The organism is Geomonas edaphica, from assembly GCF_004917075.1.
Classification (GTDB): Bacteria; Desulfobacterota; Desulfuromonadia; order Geobacterales; family Geobacteraceae; genus Geomonas; species Geomonas edaphica.
This window is the reverse complement of sequence record NZ_SSYB01000003.1, coordinates 104,354-119,857: the sequence shown is the minus strand read 5'-3', so window position 1 is coordinate 119,857 and position 15,504 is coordinate 104,354. Positions and strand designations below refer to the sequence as shown.

The following is a 15,504-nucleotide window of genomic DNA, read 5'->3' as shown; positions in this document are numbered from 1 at the left end:
ACGGCAAAATACCGCTTTTCCAACTTCAAGATGGCTAGAACAATGGCACACGCTACACGGGTAACTCGCCCGAGATTGACCGCCGTGACTCCCGTTGCGGAATTTTCTCTGTCCGTCAGTTTCGCCGATGGCTCCGGCGGTACAGTCAGCCTCAAGGAATCGATCTTCAATTCTCCCGGGCTTGCACCTCTTCGAGATCCCGCCGCCTTCTCCGGCGCGGTGCTGGGGGAATACGGCTGGGAGGCGGAATGGCTCGAATTTGACATACAGATCGGCGCTGACACGCTTCTGGCCGACATGCTCGAGCAGAACTCCCAAACGCCGGCGGACCGTTTTACCGTTTGGCGCATCCGTAACGGTCTCTCCCTAGCCGCCGCCAGCCACGAACTCGGGGTCACGGTGCGTACCGTGAGCGCGTACGGCTCGGGCGCTCGCCCCATTCCCCGCACCGTCGAGCTTGCCTGCATCGGGTGGGAAGAGGAGCAGCGGAGAAAAGGTTAAGGGCGCGCGGCCCGATGGACACTCATAGCACCAGATTTTGCAGCTTTAATGCTGTAATCGATGCAAATAATAGTTCAATAGCAACAGCGTAGGTATTAACCCACCAGGAGATGCTGTACCAGCTTCATAAGTACTCTCAGCACTGCATACTTTACAAATTGCAGTTAACTTTGTCACTCACAACTCCGTCAACAGCAATCTGTTCAATTGTTTTTTCTTCCAACGCCGTGAGGTGACCGGCGAAGCGCCCGCCTTTTTCAAGCCCGTTCCAACCCCGACCACCGCGCAGCCCGGTCTACCCACTTTGTTGGAAAAGGATTTACAAATCATCAAACCAAGGCTAATCACCACTTCATACTGAACAGTTGCCTGACGTAAATACAAGTAATCACGGAGAAGAATATCGCCCAGAGGCCCGTCCAAAAGCCGAAGAGGCGATACACTCCTTTTGAGTCAATTGGATCTTTTCTACTCTTGAAGCCGGAGATAGTGGGATAGACCCAGTAGGCATTTTTGTACCGGAAGCAGTGGTAAGAGACCTTAGCACTCCATCCGGCAATAAGTAATAGGCAGATCACTGATTCCATCTTTGGTCTCTAAAGTGCGTTAAGGATTCCAACTCGTTGTTGACCGGTTAGAAACGTTCCCTATATAGGGTGCTGGTTACCTATATAAGTAACTTGTTCCCTATACAGGTAACTTCTCTCGATTACCTATATAAGCAATTTCCATATTGGAGAAGGCCGACTTCGTCTCTAATACAACAGGTCCCCTCCAGTCCTGAGTGCCTCCGGCATCGAGCACCAAATGGCGTGCAGCAGGTTAACATGCACGGTTAGTTGTAATCAATGTGGATTTTCATTATTTATATTGGAAGACTAGGTTGTTGTAACATCCTCTGAAAGGTTCTGGGGGGTAAGGCACGACCCAGTCGGCCCCATCCCGGTCGCAGAGGTTAAAAGCCATGATGTCCATCTCACAAGTATGAGCGCCGGGCACGCCGGAGGATACTTCTCCAGGGAGGACTACTACCTGCGCGGCCATACTCTGGCGGTGAACTCGTCGTGGGTTGGTAGTGGAAACAGGGCGGTTGGGCGTGAGGCGGCGGGCCCCGCCTCACGCGGGTCGGTACAAAATTGCAACGTCCGCGTGCTAACCTGAAACGCGCCCGTTGTAGTTTGCAACGCGGACAAACCAAGTCTCCACGCGGTCGTGGAAACTTGCAATGCGAACGTACCAGCTTGAAATGCGGTCGTGGAAACCTGCAGCGCGGAGGTTTAACTTAAAACTCGTCCGTGAAAACTTGCAACGTGGACATACTAACTTGAAACATGCTCATGGAAACTTGCAACATGGACGTACTAACTTACAACGCGGACATGGGGATTTTAAACGCGCGCGTACAAGCCTGAACCCTGCCCGTGTCAGTTTTAAACGCGGACAGGTCAATCAGGAACGCCTCCGTGCAAATCGGAAACGTGCACGCCTGGGGGATGGAATGGTGCGGAGGTAGCGAACTTGAGTTCATTCTGCGCGAGGAACTCATGGAGCCGCAAAAGACGCGGGTGACAGTGCACGCCGCCCTGATGGACCGCCGCACGGGAAAAGTGGCTTTGACATGGAAGGGGGATATCTATATAGTGCGATAAAAATCGGCGGCACATGAATTGTTATTGTCAGGAGATGCTATGCACCGTTTCCCGCCCCGCACGACCAGATGCCCGTTGTTCCTCAGAGTCTTTCTCACCTGCGTGACCCTAGTCGCCTTCCTGCTGGTCTCAGACCTCAACACCCAGGCCGTTGCCGCCCACCCGGCAAACGTTTCTGTCGACATCTCGAGCCTTGTTTCCTTCCTCGGCACGCTGAGCACGGACGAAAAGGACGAGCAGGTGCGCGACTGGGCAGCCTACGGTCTGAAAAACGAGCTCGGCGTATCGACGGGGGAAGAGATCCCCATCCGCCACCCGTCGCTCAACGAAACCGTTCCGGGGGAGGTGTCGAAGGGAAGGGTGTTCGCGGTCTCCGACAAGGAGTGGGCGGTACTCATCCCCAGGGAGAAACGCGGCGACAAGCCGCTCATCGGCTCCCTCATCGACAAGCGTTACGCGAAGAGCAATACACTCCCCGAGAAGATTTCCGTCTTCACCTACGCGCTACCCGAAGGGGCAACAAGCCTTGACATCTCCTTCGAGAAGACCCTCGATACCGCCGCCGTCTTTACCGCCGAGTATGGTTACAGCACCGCCTCCGTTTCCAATCTTCCCGAGCTCAGGAAGTTTCTCAAGAACGCCGACGACGTCGTCATGGTGCAGTGGAGCCCCGGCGCCCTGCTCATAGGCGCGCGCTCCTACGGGCACGACGCGCACCGTGCGGTGACGGTGGAAGAGATCGCTGCGCTCTACCAGGCATACATCGCACCGGGGAGCCCCGCCAAAATCGGCTTCTCCCTCGACCTCGACATGGACTACGGCGCGTTCGCCTCCGATTTGGAGGAGTTCGTCCGAACCTCGCCGCTCATGCGGAACCCGGGCTTTGTCGGCGCCTCCGCCTCGGACCTCGGCACCGTCGCGCAGCGCGTCAGGATGACGAGGAGCGATGCCCCTCTCGTGGCGCTCCTACGCACCCTTTCGGCATCAGGCAGCGACGCGGACATGCGCGTCTTCTCGGCCATTTACAGCATCCAGCAGTACCACACCTACCAGAAGGCGCGCTACGACGGGAACCTGCAGGGGACGCAGGCCGGCATGACGCTCTTCTACACCGATCTCCTCGCCAAGATGTGGGCCATGGACTACGCGGGGAGCTCACCAAAGGCAGCCATCAAGGGGTTCCGCCCCATGACCGAGATCCTCATTCCGAAACTGTACTGGCAGGGGTACGGCCGGGCGGCCAACACGAGGCTCTGGTTCGGCCTCAAGCAGGACGCCTTTGAGGTGTACGGGAACAAGACCCTGTTCCAGCCGACGGCGACCAGGGTCTACGCCGCCTCCTCGAATATGCTGACGCCGGGCAAGGAGGAGACCGCCCCGAACTACCAGAGCAAGGAGTTTCTCGGATGGTGGGACCGGCATTACGATGCCTTCGCCGACTACGAGCCCGCATATCACAGGCTGAACCAGATCCAGAAATGGAGCTGCATCATCCTGATGCTCAAGGTGAGCGGCCTGCACCAGCTCGATTTTCTGCTTGACCTTCCGGTGCGGCGGGACATCGACTTCGAGCAGTGGAGCCGGGACGTAGAGCGGCTTCAGGGCGCGGTATCCCTCCCGTTTCTGGACAAGGAGAAACTGGGGCGTCGGACCGAGTGCCTCTCCCTGCTCCAATCGAAGCCCCACCCCTTCCTCGGAGGGTACGGCATGATCAGCGGCGGCATCACCCTGGCGACCCAGGCGGACATCCTGGCGAAGATGAAGGTGAACGGGGCGGCGCCGTCGGCTGCGAGCCCGGTGATAAACGGGCTTCCCTTCCCCGTCGGCGGAGCCTTGCAGAAAGGGACGATGACGACCGGTGGAACGCCGGCGCCCACCGCGGAGAGCGTGCCGCAAACGGGTAAGCCGGCTGCGGAGCCCCAAGCGGCCCCGCCTGCCAAGCCTGCTGTGGTGGGCGTATCGGCTGTACCGTTGCAGGACAAAGAGAGTGGCGCGGGGAAAGGGAAGAAACAGGCGCTACGGCTTGCGTGGGAAAAGAGCCCGGAGCTCGAAGCGGTCGGCCTGGTGACGGCGCTGGCAAACGCGCAGCAGCCATCGGCTTCGACAGGCAAGGGTGAGGCCGTTTTCAAGGCGATTCCCACGATCCAGTCGGTGGTCCGGGTGAAGGAGTGGGACACCTACCTGGTCAAGCTCGCGACCGTAAAGGAGATGTGGATCTATCTCAGCATCAACCCCTCGCAGGTAGACGATTACCCCGCCAAGGCCGCCGGCTCCTTCAAGGAGGCGGACATCTTTTGCGCCAAGGTGATCAGCGCGGCCGAAGCCGACAGGCTTGCCCAGGGTAAGGTGGTGCTAGGGAAATAGCGCGGCTCGGCGGAATGAGAAGGGGAGTACGTCACGTAACGGTGTGGCAAGAAGGGGCGGTCCGGGTGATTATCTGGCCGCCCCAGTTTTTTCCGGAGCGGAGACGACGGTGCGGTACAGGCAGAAGAAGAGGAGCGCCATCACGAAAGTCGCGGCGCCGGTCACCATGAAGCCGAAGGAGAAGCTGGTTCTCTTGATCACTATCCCCATGGTCGCGGAACTGAGCATCATGCCTAGGTAGATGCAGCTGTTGTAGAGACCCAGGCCCAGCCCGCGCTGTTTGGGAGGGGTGACCACCACGACGAGCGAGCTGAGCGCGGTGAAGCAGACCCCCATGCCAGCGCCGAGGAGGCAGGCGCAGGCGATGAGCGCGGCCATCCCTTGGGCGGGACCGGTGAGCATGACGGCGACGGCACAGACGATGAGGCCGGTGCCGGACATGAGGCCGCGGTCGACCCGGTCGCTCAGACGGCCGAACGGGATGCGCAGGAGCACGTTCATGAGGGCCTGGGCGGCGAAGACGATGCCGATCTCCCCAACATTGAGCCCCTGGGCGCGGGCGTGCAGCGGGAGAAAGGAAATGAACATGCCGAAGCCGAAGCACCCCCCGAGGGTCCCGACGAGGGCGGCCATGAGCCTGCGGTTCGAGAAGACGCCGGAGAGGTGCTCCGGGTGCTCGTCGGCGTGGGCGTGGTGTTCCTCCCCTTGGCCCGGGCGGAAGAAGAGGACCGCCGCCAGTGCCAGCAGGATCAATCCCCCCGACACGAAGAAGACCTCCCGAATGCCGATGATGCGGCCGAACCAGCCGCCGCTGGCCGGACCTATGGTCATGGCAAGGTAGACAGCGGTGGTGTACCAGCTGTAGGCGCGACCGACGTGGGAGCGCGGGACCACCTTTGCTACCGACGACATCATGGTCGGGGTGAAGGCGGAAAGCCCCATGCCGAAGACGAGGTAGATGGCGCCGAGCAGAAGGGGGGTGCCGCAGAAGGGGATTAGTAGGGACGAGCAGCTCATGAGGGCGAGCCCGGTGAGGAGCACCGGTCGGATGCCTATGCGGTCCGACAGGAGCCCAGCGGGAACGGCGAGGATGCCGGCCGAGAGCATGAAGGCGGCGTTGATGAGGCCGATTTCCGTGGTGCCGGCGCCGATGCCGCTGGCTAAAAGCGGCAGCACCGGGATGCGCATGTAGGCGCCGAGAAAGCAGATGAAGCCGATGAGGCAACAGGTGAGGACCTGCAGGGTGTGCCGGTGTCGGGGTGGTGCGTACTGTGCGGCGAGCTCTTCGCCATTTTTGCCGGTGTCATTCATGGTCGGGCAAAACTAGCCGCAACGCCCGCCGCTGTCAATATGAAACCCGCCGGGAGCCGATTACGACTGACGCCAACGTGTCTGTTATCGCAACGCCCTCACCCCGGCCCTCTCCCGGAGGAGAGGGGGACGTACCGACTTAGGAGGGGTGCAGCTCGATCTCCTCGATGCTGCGGAAGAGCCGGCCGCCGCTTTCCTCGATGAAGTAGATCACCTGCAGGTTAAGCGGCACGCCCGGGAAATCGCCGCAGTCCCTGAAGTCGGTGCGCAGGCCGAAGCACCGCTTCCCGATCCCCGCGCCGTAACCCACCTCGGCGACGGTTCCGCTGTCCGGTTCGGTCCCGTCGAGAACCGCAAGCACCAGGTCGGCCCCCTTCAGCCCCTGCGCGTTCACACCCCCGGTGAAGGAGGCCGCCTCCTTGATGGCGGCCGCGCGGCGCGGTCCTTCCTCGATGGAGAGCGCCGCCTCGATCCGTTTCGCCACCTCCTCTTGCTCCCACGGGTCGAAGATCTCGCAGTTAAGCGCTTTGAGGCGATTCTTGATCCGTTCGCGGTAGGGGGTGTTCTCGCGGCTGAAGCCAAGCGGGGAGGCGAGGTAAACCTTTATTTTCTGGTCTGACATGACATCTCCTGAAAGTGGGGGAGGGGACTGGCTCCGCAGGTGCCTGTCCCATTAGGCGCGTAACCAAAGGCAAATCCCCCCTGCCCCCCCTTCGCAAAGGGGGGAACGCTGGGCTCGGGCAGAGCTTCGTGGACAGCTGTAGTACGAGTCCGCTGGAATCTCCATATCCCCCTTTCAAGGGGGGGACGCTGGGCTTGGGCGGTGCTTCGTGGGAGCGCAACTTTGGAGTTGGGGGGCGCTATCGACTAGCCTCGGTGGGTGTCCTTCGCGCGGTCGTAGACCCTGGCGCCTCGGATGCGGTCATCGCCGATCTTGTTTTCCAGGTCGTGACGTTCCACCTTCTTGTTCACCACGAGTTCCTCGTATCCCATGTAGCCGGACTTCGCGAGGTCGGCGACGATCTGGACGAACTGCTCCTTGTCGTTTGGGGAGAGTTTGTGGAAGGCGTCGAAACGGTTCGATGCGCCGAGATTGAAGAAGTTATCTACCGCGGTGAAGACATCCTGAGAGGTGGAGATGTTGACCAGATCGGCATCGGCGGTGGCGTTCGCGCCGCCCTCTTTCTTCGGGGAGGGCTTGGCTGAACCGGTATCGGTGGTGGAACCCAGAATCATCGCCTTGTACGCCGCTAACGCTGAAATCATGCCGTCACCTCCTGTCATAAGGCCGAAAACATTCTACCTGATAGTGACGGGACAAGCGAGTGAAACTCTTTGTAAGTTCTGCAGAAGGAACAAATGGCGCTATGAAAGCGGCCCCGCCTTTATCACTTCTCTTTTTTTACCTCGTTGAGCAGGATGCTGCGCATCTGGTATGGATCGATCTCCGGTTCCCCCAGTTCGCGTTTCTCCTCGTTGATCAGTCTAGTGAGCTTTTTCTGTCTCCCCAGGTGATCCAACTTGTCGGGAAGTGATGGCATGTTTCTCAGCCGCTCGTCCTTCGTTTCAAGCTTGGGAAGCCCGACGACGCCGGAAGGGAAGAGCCTGATCTTGTACTTCCCGCTTAAAACGGGGTCGTCCCAGGGAGAGAGCTCCTTTTCCGATTTCGTCCGGCCGGTGAACAGGCTTTTGAGCGGAAGGGTGACGCTCGCGTATCCCGGCTTGTAGATCAGGAAGGTGGTCCGGTCGCTCTGGGTGAACGGCAGGGCGAGAACCGTGGTGTAGGAGGGGATGTGGAACTTTCCCTCCCGGTCGGTGAGCACCTCTTTCACGTTGATCACCGATGACGACTGCCCCTTGCTCGCTCCCAGCGCACGTTTGTTGTACACGGCGACCACCACGGCCCCCTCGATGGGCTTTCCGGTCGCGATGTCGATCACCTTCCCGTCGAAGGATGGCTCGTGGTACATCGGCCAGACGGCCTCGGAAGGCGCCGCCCCAAGTAAGAGCAGCGCGCATGCCGCGTATATCACCGCCACTAGCTTGATCATCCCGCCTGTCAATCCTCCATTCACAACAGCATGAAGACGGCCGCCCAACCGGCAAGCATCACCAGCGGCGGCAGTATCACGTCCGGCACGAGGTTTATCCAGTACTCCCTTTTAGACGTGTAAAATTCGCGCTGTCTGCTGAAAACGGCCAGCAGCACCGCGGCAACCCAAAGCAGGAAGAACAGCATGACGCTCAGCCCCACGATACTGTTCCAGAAGGCGAAACGGTCCAGGTCGCCGACGCCGCTTTTGTTCATGGCAATGTCGGCCGCCCTTGCCGCGGCCAGGGACGCGATGACGCAGGCCATCTCCCCCGTGCAAAGTGCCAGTTTCAGTCGGCGCAGGTTCATGGTGCGAGTCTCCTGCACATCTGCGCGCACAAAATGCCTAGCCAGGTACCGACGATGTTGCCGAGGATGGCGAGGAGCAATCCGACCGAGGCGAGCCCGGGATGGTACACCTCGGCGACCACGGGGGCGGAGGCGACCCCTCCCACGTTTGCCTGGCTCGCGGCGGCGACCAGGAACATGGGGGCCTTCAGTAACCGTGCCCCCACCACGAGGAACACGGCGTGCACCGCGACGATCAAAAGTCCGGCGGCGATGAGGACGAGCGCCGAGCCGACGCTGGCCACCGAGGCCTTGGCGCCGATGGCGGTCAGCACGAAATAGAGGAGGTCGTAGCCGGTGCGTGAGGCGCCGGCGCGCTCCAGTTTGCGAAGCGGCGAAAAGGAGAGCGCGATGCCGAAAAGGGTGACCACGATGATGGTCCAGGTGTAGGAGGTGATCACGTCCTGAACCTTAGGGAGCAGTTCAGCGATCATGTGCGCTCCCCATCCCCCGGTAAGCGCCACCGCGAGGGAGAGGACGACCCCTCCGACGGTGCGGCGCCCGCCGCTCGAGGCAAGATGCTGCGCCGCCTGCTCGCCCAGGTGTTCCAGGATGCCGCGCTCGGAGCGGTTCCAGCGGTCAAAGGCGGGCTGCAGCCCGACGATGGCGATCATGAAGCCCATCCAGAGATAGGGGACCACGGTGTCCACGATCACCATCGGGGCGAAGACGGCATCGGGGACGGCAAGCGCCTCCTTCACCGCGATCATGTTGGCGCTCCCCCCGGTCCAAGAGGCGGAAAGGGCGCCGAAGCCGGACCAGAACTGCGCACCGATGAGGGGGCGAAAGAGTGAGAAGGAGAGGACGGCCCCCGCCATGATGCCGGCGGCGCCGATGAAGAACATGGCAAGGGCGATCGGCCCCAGGCGCAGGATCGCGCCGATGTCCACCGGCAAAAGGAGCAGCACGAGGCTTGCCGGCAACAGCCAGGTGGTGATGAGGCCGTAGACCGGGCTCTTCGTCGCGATGAGGCCAAAGGTGGCCGAAAGCATCGGGATGAAGTAGATCCAGAACACCGCCGGAAGGAGGTCGAAGAAGCGTGCCGTCCGCTCGTGCCGCGACAGGGTGAGGATCACCGCCTCGATGGCGACGAGGACCGCGACGATGAGGACCGGGTTCTCGATCATGGGAACTCGGGCTCCACGCCGATCCCCGGGCCGGCGGCCTCCAGGTCGAACCGGCCGCTTGCGTCGAGGTAGGGGGAGTGACCCATCTCGCCGCTCAGGAAGAAGGTGGTGTCGAGGTCGATGAAGTCGATGCAGCCAAGCCCCGCCGCGAAATGGGCTGATGCGGTGATGGCGAGCGAGCTCTCCATCATCGCCCCGAGCATGAGCCGCTTGCCGCTTTCCACGGCGAGACGGGCGATCTCGGCGCCGTCCAGGATGCCGCTTTTCATGAACTTTATGTTGATGGCGCTCACCGCGTTCATCTCTATGGCGCGTCTTGCCGCGGCGACGGAACCGACGCTTTCATCGGCGCAGACGAGGATGTCGCTTCCCTCGAGCGCCTTCGTTATCGTGCAAAGCCCTTCCCAGTCCTCTTTGGGGACCGGCTGCTCCAGAAGTGCCGGGCGGGCCCCTCCGGCGTCGAGCCGTTCCAGGAAGGCGAGCATGCGCGTCGCGTTGAAACCCATGTTGGCGTCCAGGACGATCTCGCACCCGGGGGCCGCCTCCCGCACCGCGAGCACCCTTTGAAGATCGATACTCTCGTCGGCGCCGACCTTGATCTTGAAGGTCTTAAAACCGCGCTGCGCGAAGTCGAGCGCCGTTTGCCGCGCCTGCTCGACGGTCCCGATCACCACGGTTATGTCCGTAGCGAAGGAAAAGACCGGCGCGTTCTGGGCGAGCGGCGTGAAGAGCCGGTGGAAGGGGATCCCCTGCAGGCGGGCGCTCAGGTCCAAAACCGCCATCTCGAGCGCGGCAAGACCGGCGTGGTTGCCTGCGAAGGCCGGGGCGAACTCGCGGCAGACCGCGACGGGGTCGCTGATCCTGCGGCCGCGCAGGGCGTGTGCCGCGCTTTGCAGGCTGTCCAGGGTGTCGGCTACCGTCTCGCCGGTTATGTGCGTAGCTACCGCCGCCTCGCCGTAGCCGCAGGTCCCATCACCGGCGCACAGCCTCAAAAAGACGTTTTCCAGCTCGTCGTGCTGGCCTGTTGCGATGCGAAACGGCGTGACAAGCGGCGCCCGGATGATCGAAGCAACCGCGTCGTCGATAACAAAGGATACTTTCTCCATCAACAGTTCCTCCGGGGGAGCTAGGACCTCATTTCATTGCACTACTGCAGCACCTTCAGGAGACGGGGATGTTCCTCCTGCATCGCCCGGAAGACGAGGGCGATCATGTCCACGATTACTTCGCTGGAGAAGTTGTCGTGGAAGGGAACCACCACCTGGACCGATACTGCGTTGCCCGTCTCGACGAACTTCACCATGGTGTACTCGGCGTTCAGCGTGTTGAGCATCTCCAGCACGGCCGGTTTCTTCTCTTCCGGGAAGGTGAGGTACTTAAAGCAGATAAGGGTGACATAGCGGTCGCTGTCATTGAAAAGCGCCATGAGGGAAACCGCCCCGATCCCATCCACTTTTTCGGGGACGACGAACACGGTGTTGTCTTCGTGGGTGTTCCTGTCGAGGACGATCCCCTGTTTTTTCAGGGCTTCCTCGAACGCCGAGGCGTTTTGTGCCATGGTTTCCTCCTGAGAGCGCATTTTGTCGATGGAAATATATGTGAATATTTATGTGTTGTAAATTAAAAAGCAACAGTTTCGGCCGGAGAAAACCGCACTGGTGGCGGTTCTGCGTCGAAATTGCCGTAAATGGCGCTTGCGCAGGTGTGGCACGTTGATATCATTGGCTGGTTTGCACCGGCTTGAGGGGAGGGGGCGGGCGCCCCAGCCACAGCGCCCGGCCCGAAGGAGGCCATATGTTGAGGAAGCTTCTGGCGACAGAACCGACGTCTAGTCTCACCGTTTTGAGGATCTTTCTTGCCGTGGTGATCTTCCCGCACGGTGCCCAGAAGGTGTTCGGCTGGTTCGGCGGACCGGGGTTTTCCGGGACCATGGAGATGTTCACCCACTCCATGGGTATCCCCTACCTTTTCGCGCTGTTAGCCGTCCTCGCCGAGTTCTTGGGCCCGCTGCTGCTCGTGGCCGGGCTGCTCACGAGGCTTGCCGCTCTGGTCATGGGGGGCGAGATCGCGGTCGCGGCGTCCCTCGTTCATCTGCACAACGGTTTCTTCATGAACTGGGGGGGCAAACAGGCCGGGGAGGGGTTCGAGTACCACATCCTGGTCGTCGGCATCTGCCTTGCCCTTGTGATCGCCGGCGGCGGGAGGTTCTCCCTCGACCGCGTCATCTCGCAGCGCGTGACCCCCTCCGGGGGTGCATGATCATCCCCTCCCGCACCTCCCTGGCCTTAAGGGGAGGGCAGACAGGAAAAAGCGATGCAACACAGCCTGGATCAGCTGGCGGTCTTCATCGTTCAGCTTTTCGTCATCGTAGATCCGCTGGCCGCGGTCCCGATCTTTCTCGCCATCACCTCCCACCACAACAGGGGGGAGCGCCGGGCGATCGCCAGGCGCGGCTGCCTCATCGGCTATTTCGTCATCGTCCTCTTCATCATCGCCGGGCCGGCCCTGCTCGACTACTTCGGCATCGGCCGCTCGGCGGTCCTCATCAGCGGGGGGCTCCTGCTCTTCGTGATCGCCCTCGAACTCCTCTACGGTAACCCCACCGGGACCCAGACCAGCAGCAGTGAGGAACGGCTCGCCGAGAAGAAGGAGGACGTCTCGGTGACCCCGCTCGCCATCCCGCTCCTGGCGGGCCCCGGCGCCATCGTCACCTGTCTCGTTTTTGCAAGCCAGGCTCCCGATCTCTTATCCATCCTCCTTTTTGCCGCCGGTGCCTTCGTCGTCTTTTTCTGCGCCTACCTGCTGCTGCACTGGGCCGACGAGCTCGCCCGCGTCCTTGGCGTCCTCGGGATGAAGGTCGCGGTCAGGATCATCGGCCTCGTCCTCGCCTTCATCGCGGTCCAGTACGTCATCAACGGCATCACCGATCTCTGGCCGGCGGTGCGGCTGCATCCCGCCGCGGGAAAAACCTCATCGCTGGTCGCCAGCGAGCCTTCGCGTCTTTGACCGAGACCGCGCCGGTTCGGAGACGGGAAGGCGCAGGTCGCCGGTAAGGGGGAAGCAGTACCCGGAATCGTTGCAAAATTCCAGTGGGAAGGATACCGAGGTCATCACCGGCCTAGGCGCCCTAGAGGACGGGTCCTCCTTAAGGCTCGGCTGGGGGCGCCAGACGACGAACTCCAGGTAGGAGAGTTTTTCCTTTCCCATCGGGTGCACTACCCCGAGCGGTTCCCGTGCCGAAACGGCCTTTCCCTCCGCGACACCGTCAGCCAGTTCCCCGAGATGCCGATAGCTTGCGATGGTGGCATCCTCGTGCAGGATGTCGATGCCGCCCTTTTCCCTGATCCTGACTATGGTCCCTTTGCGGGCCGCGCACACCTCGGTCCCGGCCGGTATCCTGAAGCGGACGGCGTACCGGTCGTAGGGGGTATTCGTGCCGAACGGGCGGGCCTCACCCTTGACCTTCACGCCGAAGGGAAGGCGGTAACCCTCCGGGCAACGGTGCTCCGCCGTTTGAGCGCCGATCCCCCAGGCGTAGGCGTACCTTGCGTGGGACGATTTCCTTCGATCGCTTGCTTTGCCATGGAAGACCACCTGCCGGGTCTGTGGGGGGATCACGAGGTAAAGCGGCATGTCCTGTTCCACTTTCAGGTTCTCGGATGCATCACGGTCGACCTCGAAGAGGAGCGAGACTGGCGCATGGCCGTTGTTGACGGCGGTGATGTCGTGGGTGGTTTCGACCGAACCGGCGGGAACGTAGTCGGGAGGGGTGACCTCCACGTCCTTAAGGATGAAGTCGTACTCCGGAGCGGTGCCGGGTGACTTTGTCCCGGTCCGGGCAGGCTCTTGCGCGGCGGCGTGGACTTTGTCCGCCGGCGCCGTCGGTGCAGCGGAAGAGGCAGCGCCGGCTGTCTCATCACTAGCCGCCTTCATCTTCCCAGGGGCCTCACCGAAGCCTGCCACGGCCCCGCTTATGTAGCCGTAGTTCCCGGTCTGCGCCTTTGCGTGATCCCCGCCGTACTCCCAAGGCCAGCTCCCCTTGGGGGAACCCGGGGCGCGGAGGCACCCCGAAAGCAAGAAGAGCACGCACAACAACACCAGCCATCCGCCACATTTCGCCACAGCAGTACACTCTCCAAAACGATCTTCCCGCAAAGCGGGAGCTTCCCGTCTCCACTTCGTGCGCCTGCGACGGGACGGCAGGGGCGAATATAGGCAACCTTTCATGTGATGTAAATTAAAAACAAAGGACGGGCTCGCGGCGTGATGCATGTACCGGTGCCGCCCCTACGATTTCTCCGGCTGCTAAAGTGGCAGCCTCCCCTTACCGATGAGTGTTCCATCCGCACCACGTGCGGAAGACCCTGACGTAGGTTCCAGGCCGGGCTCCCCGCTGTGATTACTGCGGGCCCGCTGGAGCGGTGCGGAGGCAATGTGACTGCACAGGTGTTGCTTGTCGATGACGAGCCCGGTATCCGTACGACGCTCGCCAGGTTCCTTGAGGAGCTCGGCTGTTTCGTGACCCAGGCGGGCGACCCCAGCGAAGCCCTCTCCCTTTTGAACGCCTTCGAATACGACCTGGTCTTGACCGACATCGTCATGCCAAACGGCTCGGGGCTCGATGTGCTGCGCTTTGTCAGCAGCCGGGAGAACCCCTGCCCGGTGGTCATGATCACGGGCTCCCCCATGGTGGAAAGCGCCTCGGAGGCGCTGAGACTCGGGGCCTTCGACTACATCTCGAAGCCGGTGCACAGGGAGCAGATCGTCCACGTGGCACGACGCGCCCTGGAATTCAGGAGGGTGACGCAGGAAAACGAGCGTTCCCGCAGCGACCTCGAGGCCATCTTCACCAGCGTCCAGGACGCCATCATCTCGGTGGACCGGGACCTGAAGGTCCTGAACTTCAACAGCTCCGCCGCAGCAATCTGCGGGTTGGACGCGTCCGCTGCGGGGACCACCTTCTACGACCTCCCCCTTAAGTGCGACAGGAAGTGCCGGGGCGCCCTGGAGACCGCCATCCACACTAAAAAGCCGGTGGAGACACGCTACTTCAAGTGCGGGGGCGCCGGTTGCGACCGTTACGTGAGCGTGTCGGTCACCCCGCGTCGGCTCACCGGGCGCCGGGTGGACGGCGCGGTGATCGTGGTTCGGGACGAGACCCCCCTCTACCGGCTGGAAAAAAGGCAGCAGCCGCGCACCTCTTTTTCCGGTCTGATCGGGAAGAGCGCACCGATGCAGATGCTCTACTCCATGATCGATCGACTGGCCGGAGTCCCCTCCACGGTGCTGATCCGCGGCGAGAACGGTACCGGCAAGGAGCTGATCGCCGCGGCGCTGCACGAAAACGGCGGGCGCCAGGGGCTCCCTTTCATCAAGGTGAACTGCGCCGCCCTCACCGAGACGCTTTTGGAGAGCGAGCTTTTCGGGCACGTGCGGGGTGCCTTCACCGGCGCCTTGCGCGACAAGGCCGGGCTTTTCGAGAAGGCCGACGGCGGGACACTTTTCCTGGACGAGATCGGCGAGATATCGCCGCAGATGCAGGTGAAGCTTTTGCGGGTGTTGCAGGAGCGGGAACTCGTCAAGGTGGGGGGGGCGGCGCCGGTCAAGGTCGACGTCCGTATCATCGCCGCGACGAACCGCGACCTGGCGCGGGACGTCGAGGAGGGGAGGTTCCGCCAGGACCTCTACTACCGCCTGAAGGTGGTGGAGCTTGTCGTGGCGCCGTTACGGGAGCGCCCGGAGGATCTGCCGCTTCTGGTGGAGCACTTCGTGGGGAAGCTGAACGCGAAACTCGCGCGCGCCATAGGCGGCGTCTCCGAGGAGGCGCTGCGCCTTCTTGCCCGCTACCCCTGGCCCGGCAACGTGCGCGAGCTGGAGCACGCTCTGGAGCATGCCTTCATCATGTGCCCGACGAGGGTGATCCTGCCTGAGCATCTTCCGGCGCTTTTTCATGCCGCAGCCGGAGAGGGGCGCTCCATGAAGGAACGCATCATCGAGGCCCTTGCGCATCACGCCGGCAACAAGTCGCGCGTCGCCCGCGCCCTCAACATCGATCGCAAGACCCTGTACCGGAAGATGCGTGAACTTGGCATCCCGGACGCCCCTACCTGAC

Annotated in this window: 15 protein-coding genes; 6 read left to right on the top strand and 9 right to left on the bottom strand. The window is 61.8% G+C overall.

Translation table 11 applies throughout. The features are described 5' to 3' along the window. Window positions 1-42: 42 nt before the first annotated feature. From E8K79_RS09615 to E8K79_RS09605, 3 genes are all read left to right on the top strand, one after another. Complete coding sequence (locus tag E8K79_RS09615) at window positions 43-501, top strand: helix-turn-helix domain-containing protein (protein ID WP_136514563.1); 459 nt, start codon at window positions 43-45, stop codon at window positions 499-501. Window positions 502-1,964: 1,463 nt separating this feature from the next. Beyond that, window positions 1,965-2,150: a hypothetical protein gene (locus tag E8K79_RS09610; RefSeq protein ID WP_136514562.1), complete on the top strand. Its 186-nt coding sequence runs from the start codon at window positions 1,965-1,967 to the stop codon at window positions 2,148-2,150. A 39-nt stretch (window positions 2,151-2,189) separates the two neighbouring features. Beyond that, window positions 2,190-4,514, top strand: a complete 2,325-nt coding sequence (locus tag E8K79_RS09605) for a hypothetical protein (RefSeq protein WP_136514561.1) — start codon at window positions 2,190-2,192, stop codon at window positions 4,512-4,514. Window positions 4,515-4,583: 69 nt separating this feature from the next. On the opposite strand, the gene E8K79_RS09600 is transcribed toward E8K79_RS09605, so the two are convergent. The 8 genes from E8K79_RS09600 to E8K79_RS09565 all read right to left on the bottom strand — a co-directional run bounded on the left by E8K79_RS09600 (window position 4,584) and on the right by E8K79_RS09565 (window position 10,950). Then, window positions 4,584-5,825 (bottom strand): MFS transporter, encoded by a 1,242-nt coding sequence (locus E8K79_RS09600; protein ID WP_136514560.1) that lies wholly within the window; start codon window positions 5,823-5,825, stop codon window positions 4,584-4,586. Window positions 5,826-5,964: 139 nt separating this feature from the next. Further along, complete coding sequence (locus E8K79_RS09595; RefSeq protein ID WP_136514559.1) at window positions 5,965-6,447, bottom strand: nucleoside 2-deoxyribosyltransferase; 483 nt, start codon at window positions 6,445-6,447, stop codon at window positions 5,965-5,967. A gap of 245 nt (window positions 6,448-6,692) precedes the next feature. After that, a complete protein-coding gene (locus tag E8K79_RS09590) occupies window positions 6,693-7,091 on the bottom strand; it encodes a hypothetical protein (RefSeq protein ID WP_136514558.1) in 399 nt (132 codons plus the stop codon). A 122-nt stretch (window positions 7,092-7,213) separates the two neighbouring features. Then, the gene (locus tag E8K79_RS09585) at window positions 7,214-7,876 is read right to left on the bottom strand and encodes a carboxypeptidase-like regulatory domain-containing protein (protein ID WP_136514557.1); all 663 of its coding nucleotides are present in this window, start codon (window positions 7,874-7,876) and stop codon (window positions 7,214-7,216) included. A gap of 20 nt (window positions 7,877-7,896) precedes the next feature. Next, window positions 7,897-8,226, bottom strand: coding sequence for a hypothetical protein (locus E8K79_RS09580; RefSeq protein WP_136514556.1), 330 nt, complete (start codon window positions 8,224-8,226; stop codon window positions 7,897-7,899). Beyond that, window positions 8,223-9,392 (bottom strand): DUF819 family protein, encoded by a 1,170-nt coding sequence (locus E8K79_RS09575; protein WP_135870705.1) that lies wholly within the window; start codon window positions 9,390-9,392, stop codon window positions 8,223-8,225. The genes E8K79_RS09580 and E8K79_RS09575 overlap by 4 nt, the downstream gene beginning before the upstream one ends. Next, the gene (locus tag E8K79_RS09570; RefSeq protein WP_136514555.1) at window positions 9,389-10,498 is read right to left on the bottom strand and encodes a dipeptide epimerase; all 1,110 of its coding nucleotides are present in this window, start codon (window positions 10,496-10,498) and stop codon (window positions 9,389-9,391) included. Before E8K79_RS09570 ends, E8K79_RS09575 begins: the two co-directional genes overlap by 4 nt. A 41-nt stretch (window positions 10,499-10,539) precedes the next feature. After that, entirely contained in the window at window positions 10,540-10,950 is a 411-nt protein-coding gene (locus tag E8K79_RS09565) for a YbjN domain-containing protein (protein WP_162604642.1), read from the bottom strand. 236 nt (window positions 10,951-11,186) lie between these two features. Here E8K79_RS09565 and E8K79_RS09560 point away from each other — a divergent pair, with 236 nt between their 5' ends. Together E8K79_RS09560 and E8K79_RS09555 are read left to right on the top strand one after the other, a co-directional pair. Continuing rightward, entirely contained in the window at window positions 11,187-11,651 is a 465-nt protein-coding gene (locus E8K79_RS09560) for a DoxX family protein (protein ID WP_136514554.1), read from the top strand. A gap of 54 nt (window positions 11,652-11,705) precedes the next feature. After that, window positions 11,706-12,398, top strand: a complete 693-nt coding sequence (locus E8K79_RS09555; protein WP_136514553.1) for a MarC family protein — start codon at window positions 11,706-11,708, stop codon at window positions 12,396-12,398. Here E8K79_RS09555 and E8K79_RS09550 read toward each other — a convergent pair. Next, window positions 12,363-13,514 carry a peptidoglycan DD-metalloendopeptidase family protein gene (locus tag E8K79_RS09550; RefSeq protein WP_162604641.1) on the bottom strand — a complete coding sequence of 384 codons (1,152 nt, stop codon included), beginning with the start codon at window positions 13,512-13,514 and terminating at the stop codon, window positions 12,363-12,365. The two genes, E8K79_RS09555 and E8K79_RS09550, sit on opposite strands and share 36 nt — an antisense overlap. Window positions 13,515-13,826: 312 nt before the next feature. Between E8K79_RS09550 and E8K79_RS09545 the strand changes: the two genes are divergently transcribed. After that, the gene (locus tag E8K79_RS09545) at window positions 13,827-15,503 is read left to right on the top strand and encodes a sigma 54-interacting transcriptional regulator (RefSeq protein WP_136514551.1); all 1,677 of its coding nucleotides are present in this window, start codon (window positions 13,827-13,829) and stop codon (window positions 15,501-15,503) included. The last annotated feature ends 1 nt before the right edge of the window (window position 15,504 follow it).

Bases quoted from the DNA above. Each gene is read 5' to 3' on its own strand.
- E8K79_RS09555 (WP_136514553.1), top strand. From the start codon at position 11,706: ATGCAACACAGCCTGGATCAGCTGGCGGTCTTCATCGTTCAGCTTTTC.
- E8K79_RS09580 (WP_136514556.1), bottom strand. From the start codon at position 8,226: ATGAACCTGCGCCGACTGAAACTGGCACTTTGCACGGGGGAGATGGCC.
- E8K79_RS09575 (WP_135870705.1), bottom strand. From the start codon at position 9,392: ATGATCGAGAACCCGGTCCTCATCGTCGCGGTCCTCGTCGCCATCGAG.
- E8K79_RS09595 (WP_136514559.1), bottom strand. From the start codon at position 6,447: ATGTCAGACCAGAAAATAAAGGTTTACCTCGCCTCCCCGCTTGGCTTC.
- E8K79_RS09590 (WP_136514558.1), bottom strand. From the start codon at position 7,091: ATGATTTCAGCGTTAGCGGCGTACAAGGCGATGATTCTGGGTTCCACC.
- E8K79_RS09605 (WP_136514561.1), top strand. From the start codon at position 2,190: ATGCACCGTTTCCCGCCCCGCACGACCAGATGCCCGTTGTTCCTCAGA.
- E8K79_RS09570 (WP_136514555.1), bottom strand. From the start codon at position 10,498: ATGGAGAAAGTATCCTTTGTTATCGACGACGCGGTTGCTTCGATCATC.
- E8K79_RS09565 (WP_162604642.1), bottom strand. From the start codon at position 10,950: ATGGCACAAAACGCCTCGGCGTTCGAGGAAGCCCTGAAAAAACAGGGG.
- E8K79_RS09615 (WP_136514563.1), top strand. From the start codon at position 43: ATGGCACACGCTACACGGGTAACTCGCCCGAGATTGACCGCCGTGACT.
- E8K79_RS09600 (WP_136514560.1), bottom strand. From the start codon at position 5,825: ATGAATGACACCGGCAAAAATGGCGAAGAGCTCGCCGCACAGTACGCA.
- E8K79_RS09585 (WP_136514557.1), bottom strand. From the start codon at position 7,876: ATGATCAAGCTAGTGGCGGTGATATACGCGGCATGCGCGCTGCTCTTA.
- E8K79_RS09560 (WP_136514554.1), top strand. From the start codon at position 11,187: ATGTTGAGGAAGCTTCTGGCGACAGAACCGACGTCTAGTCTCACCGTT.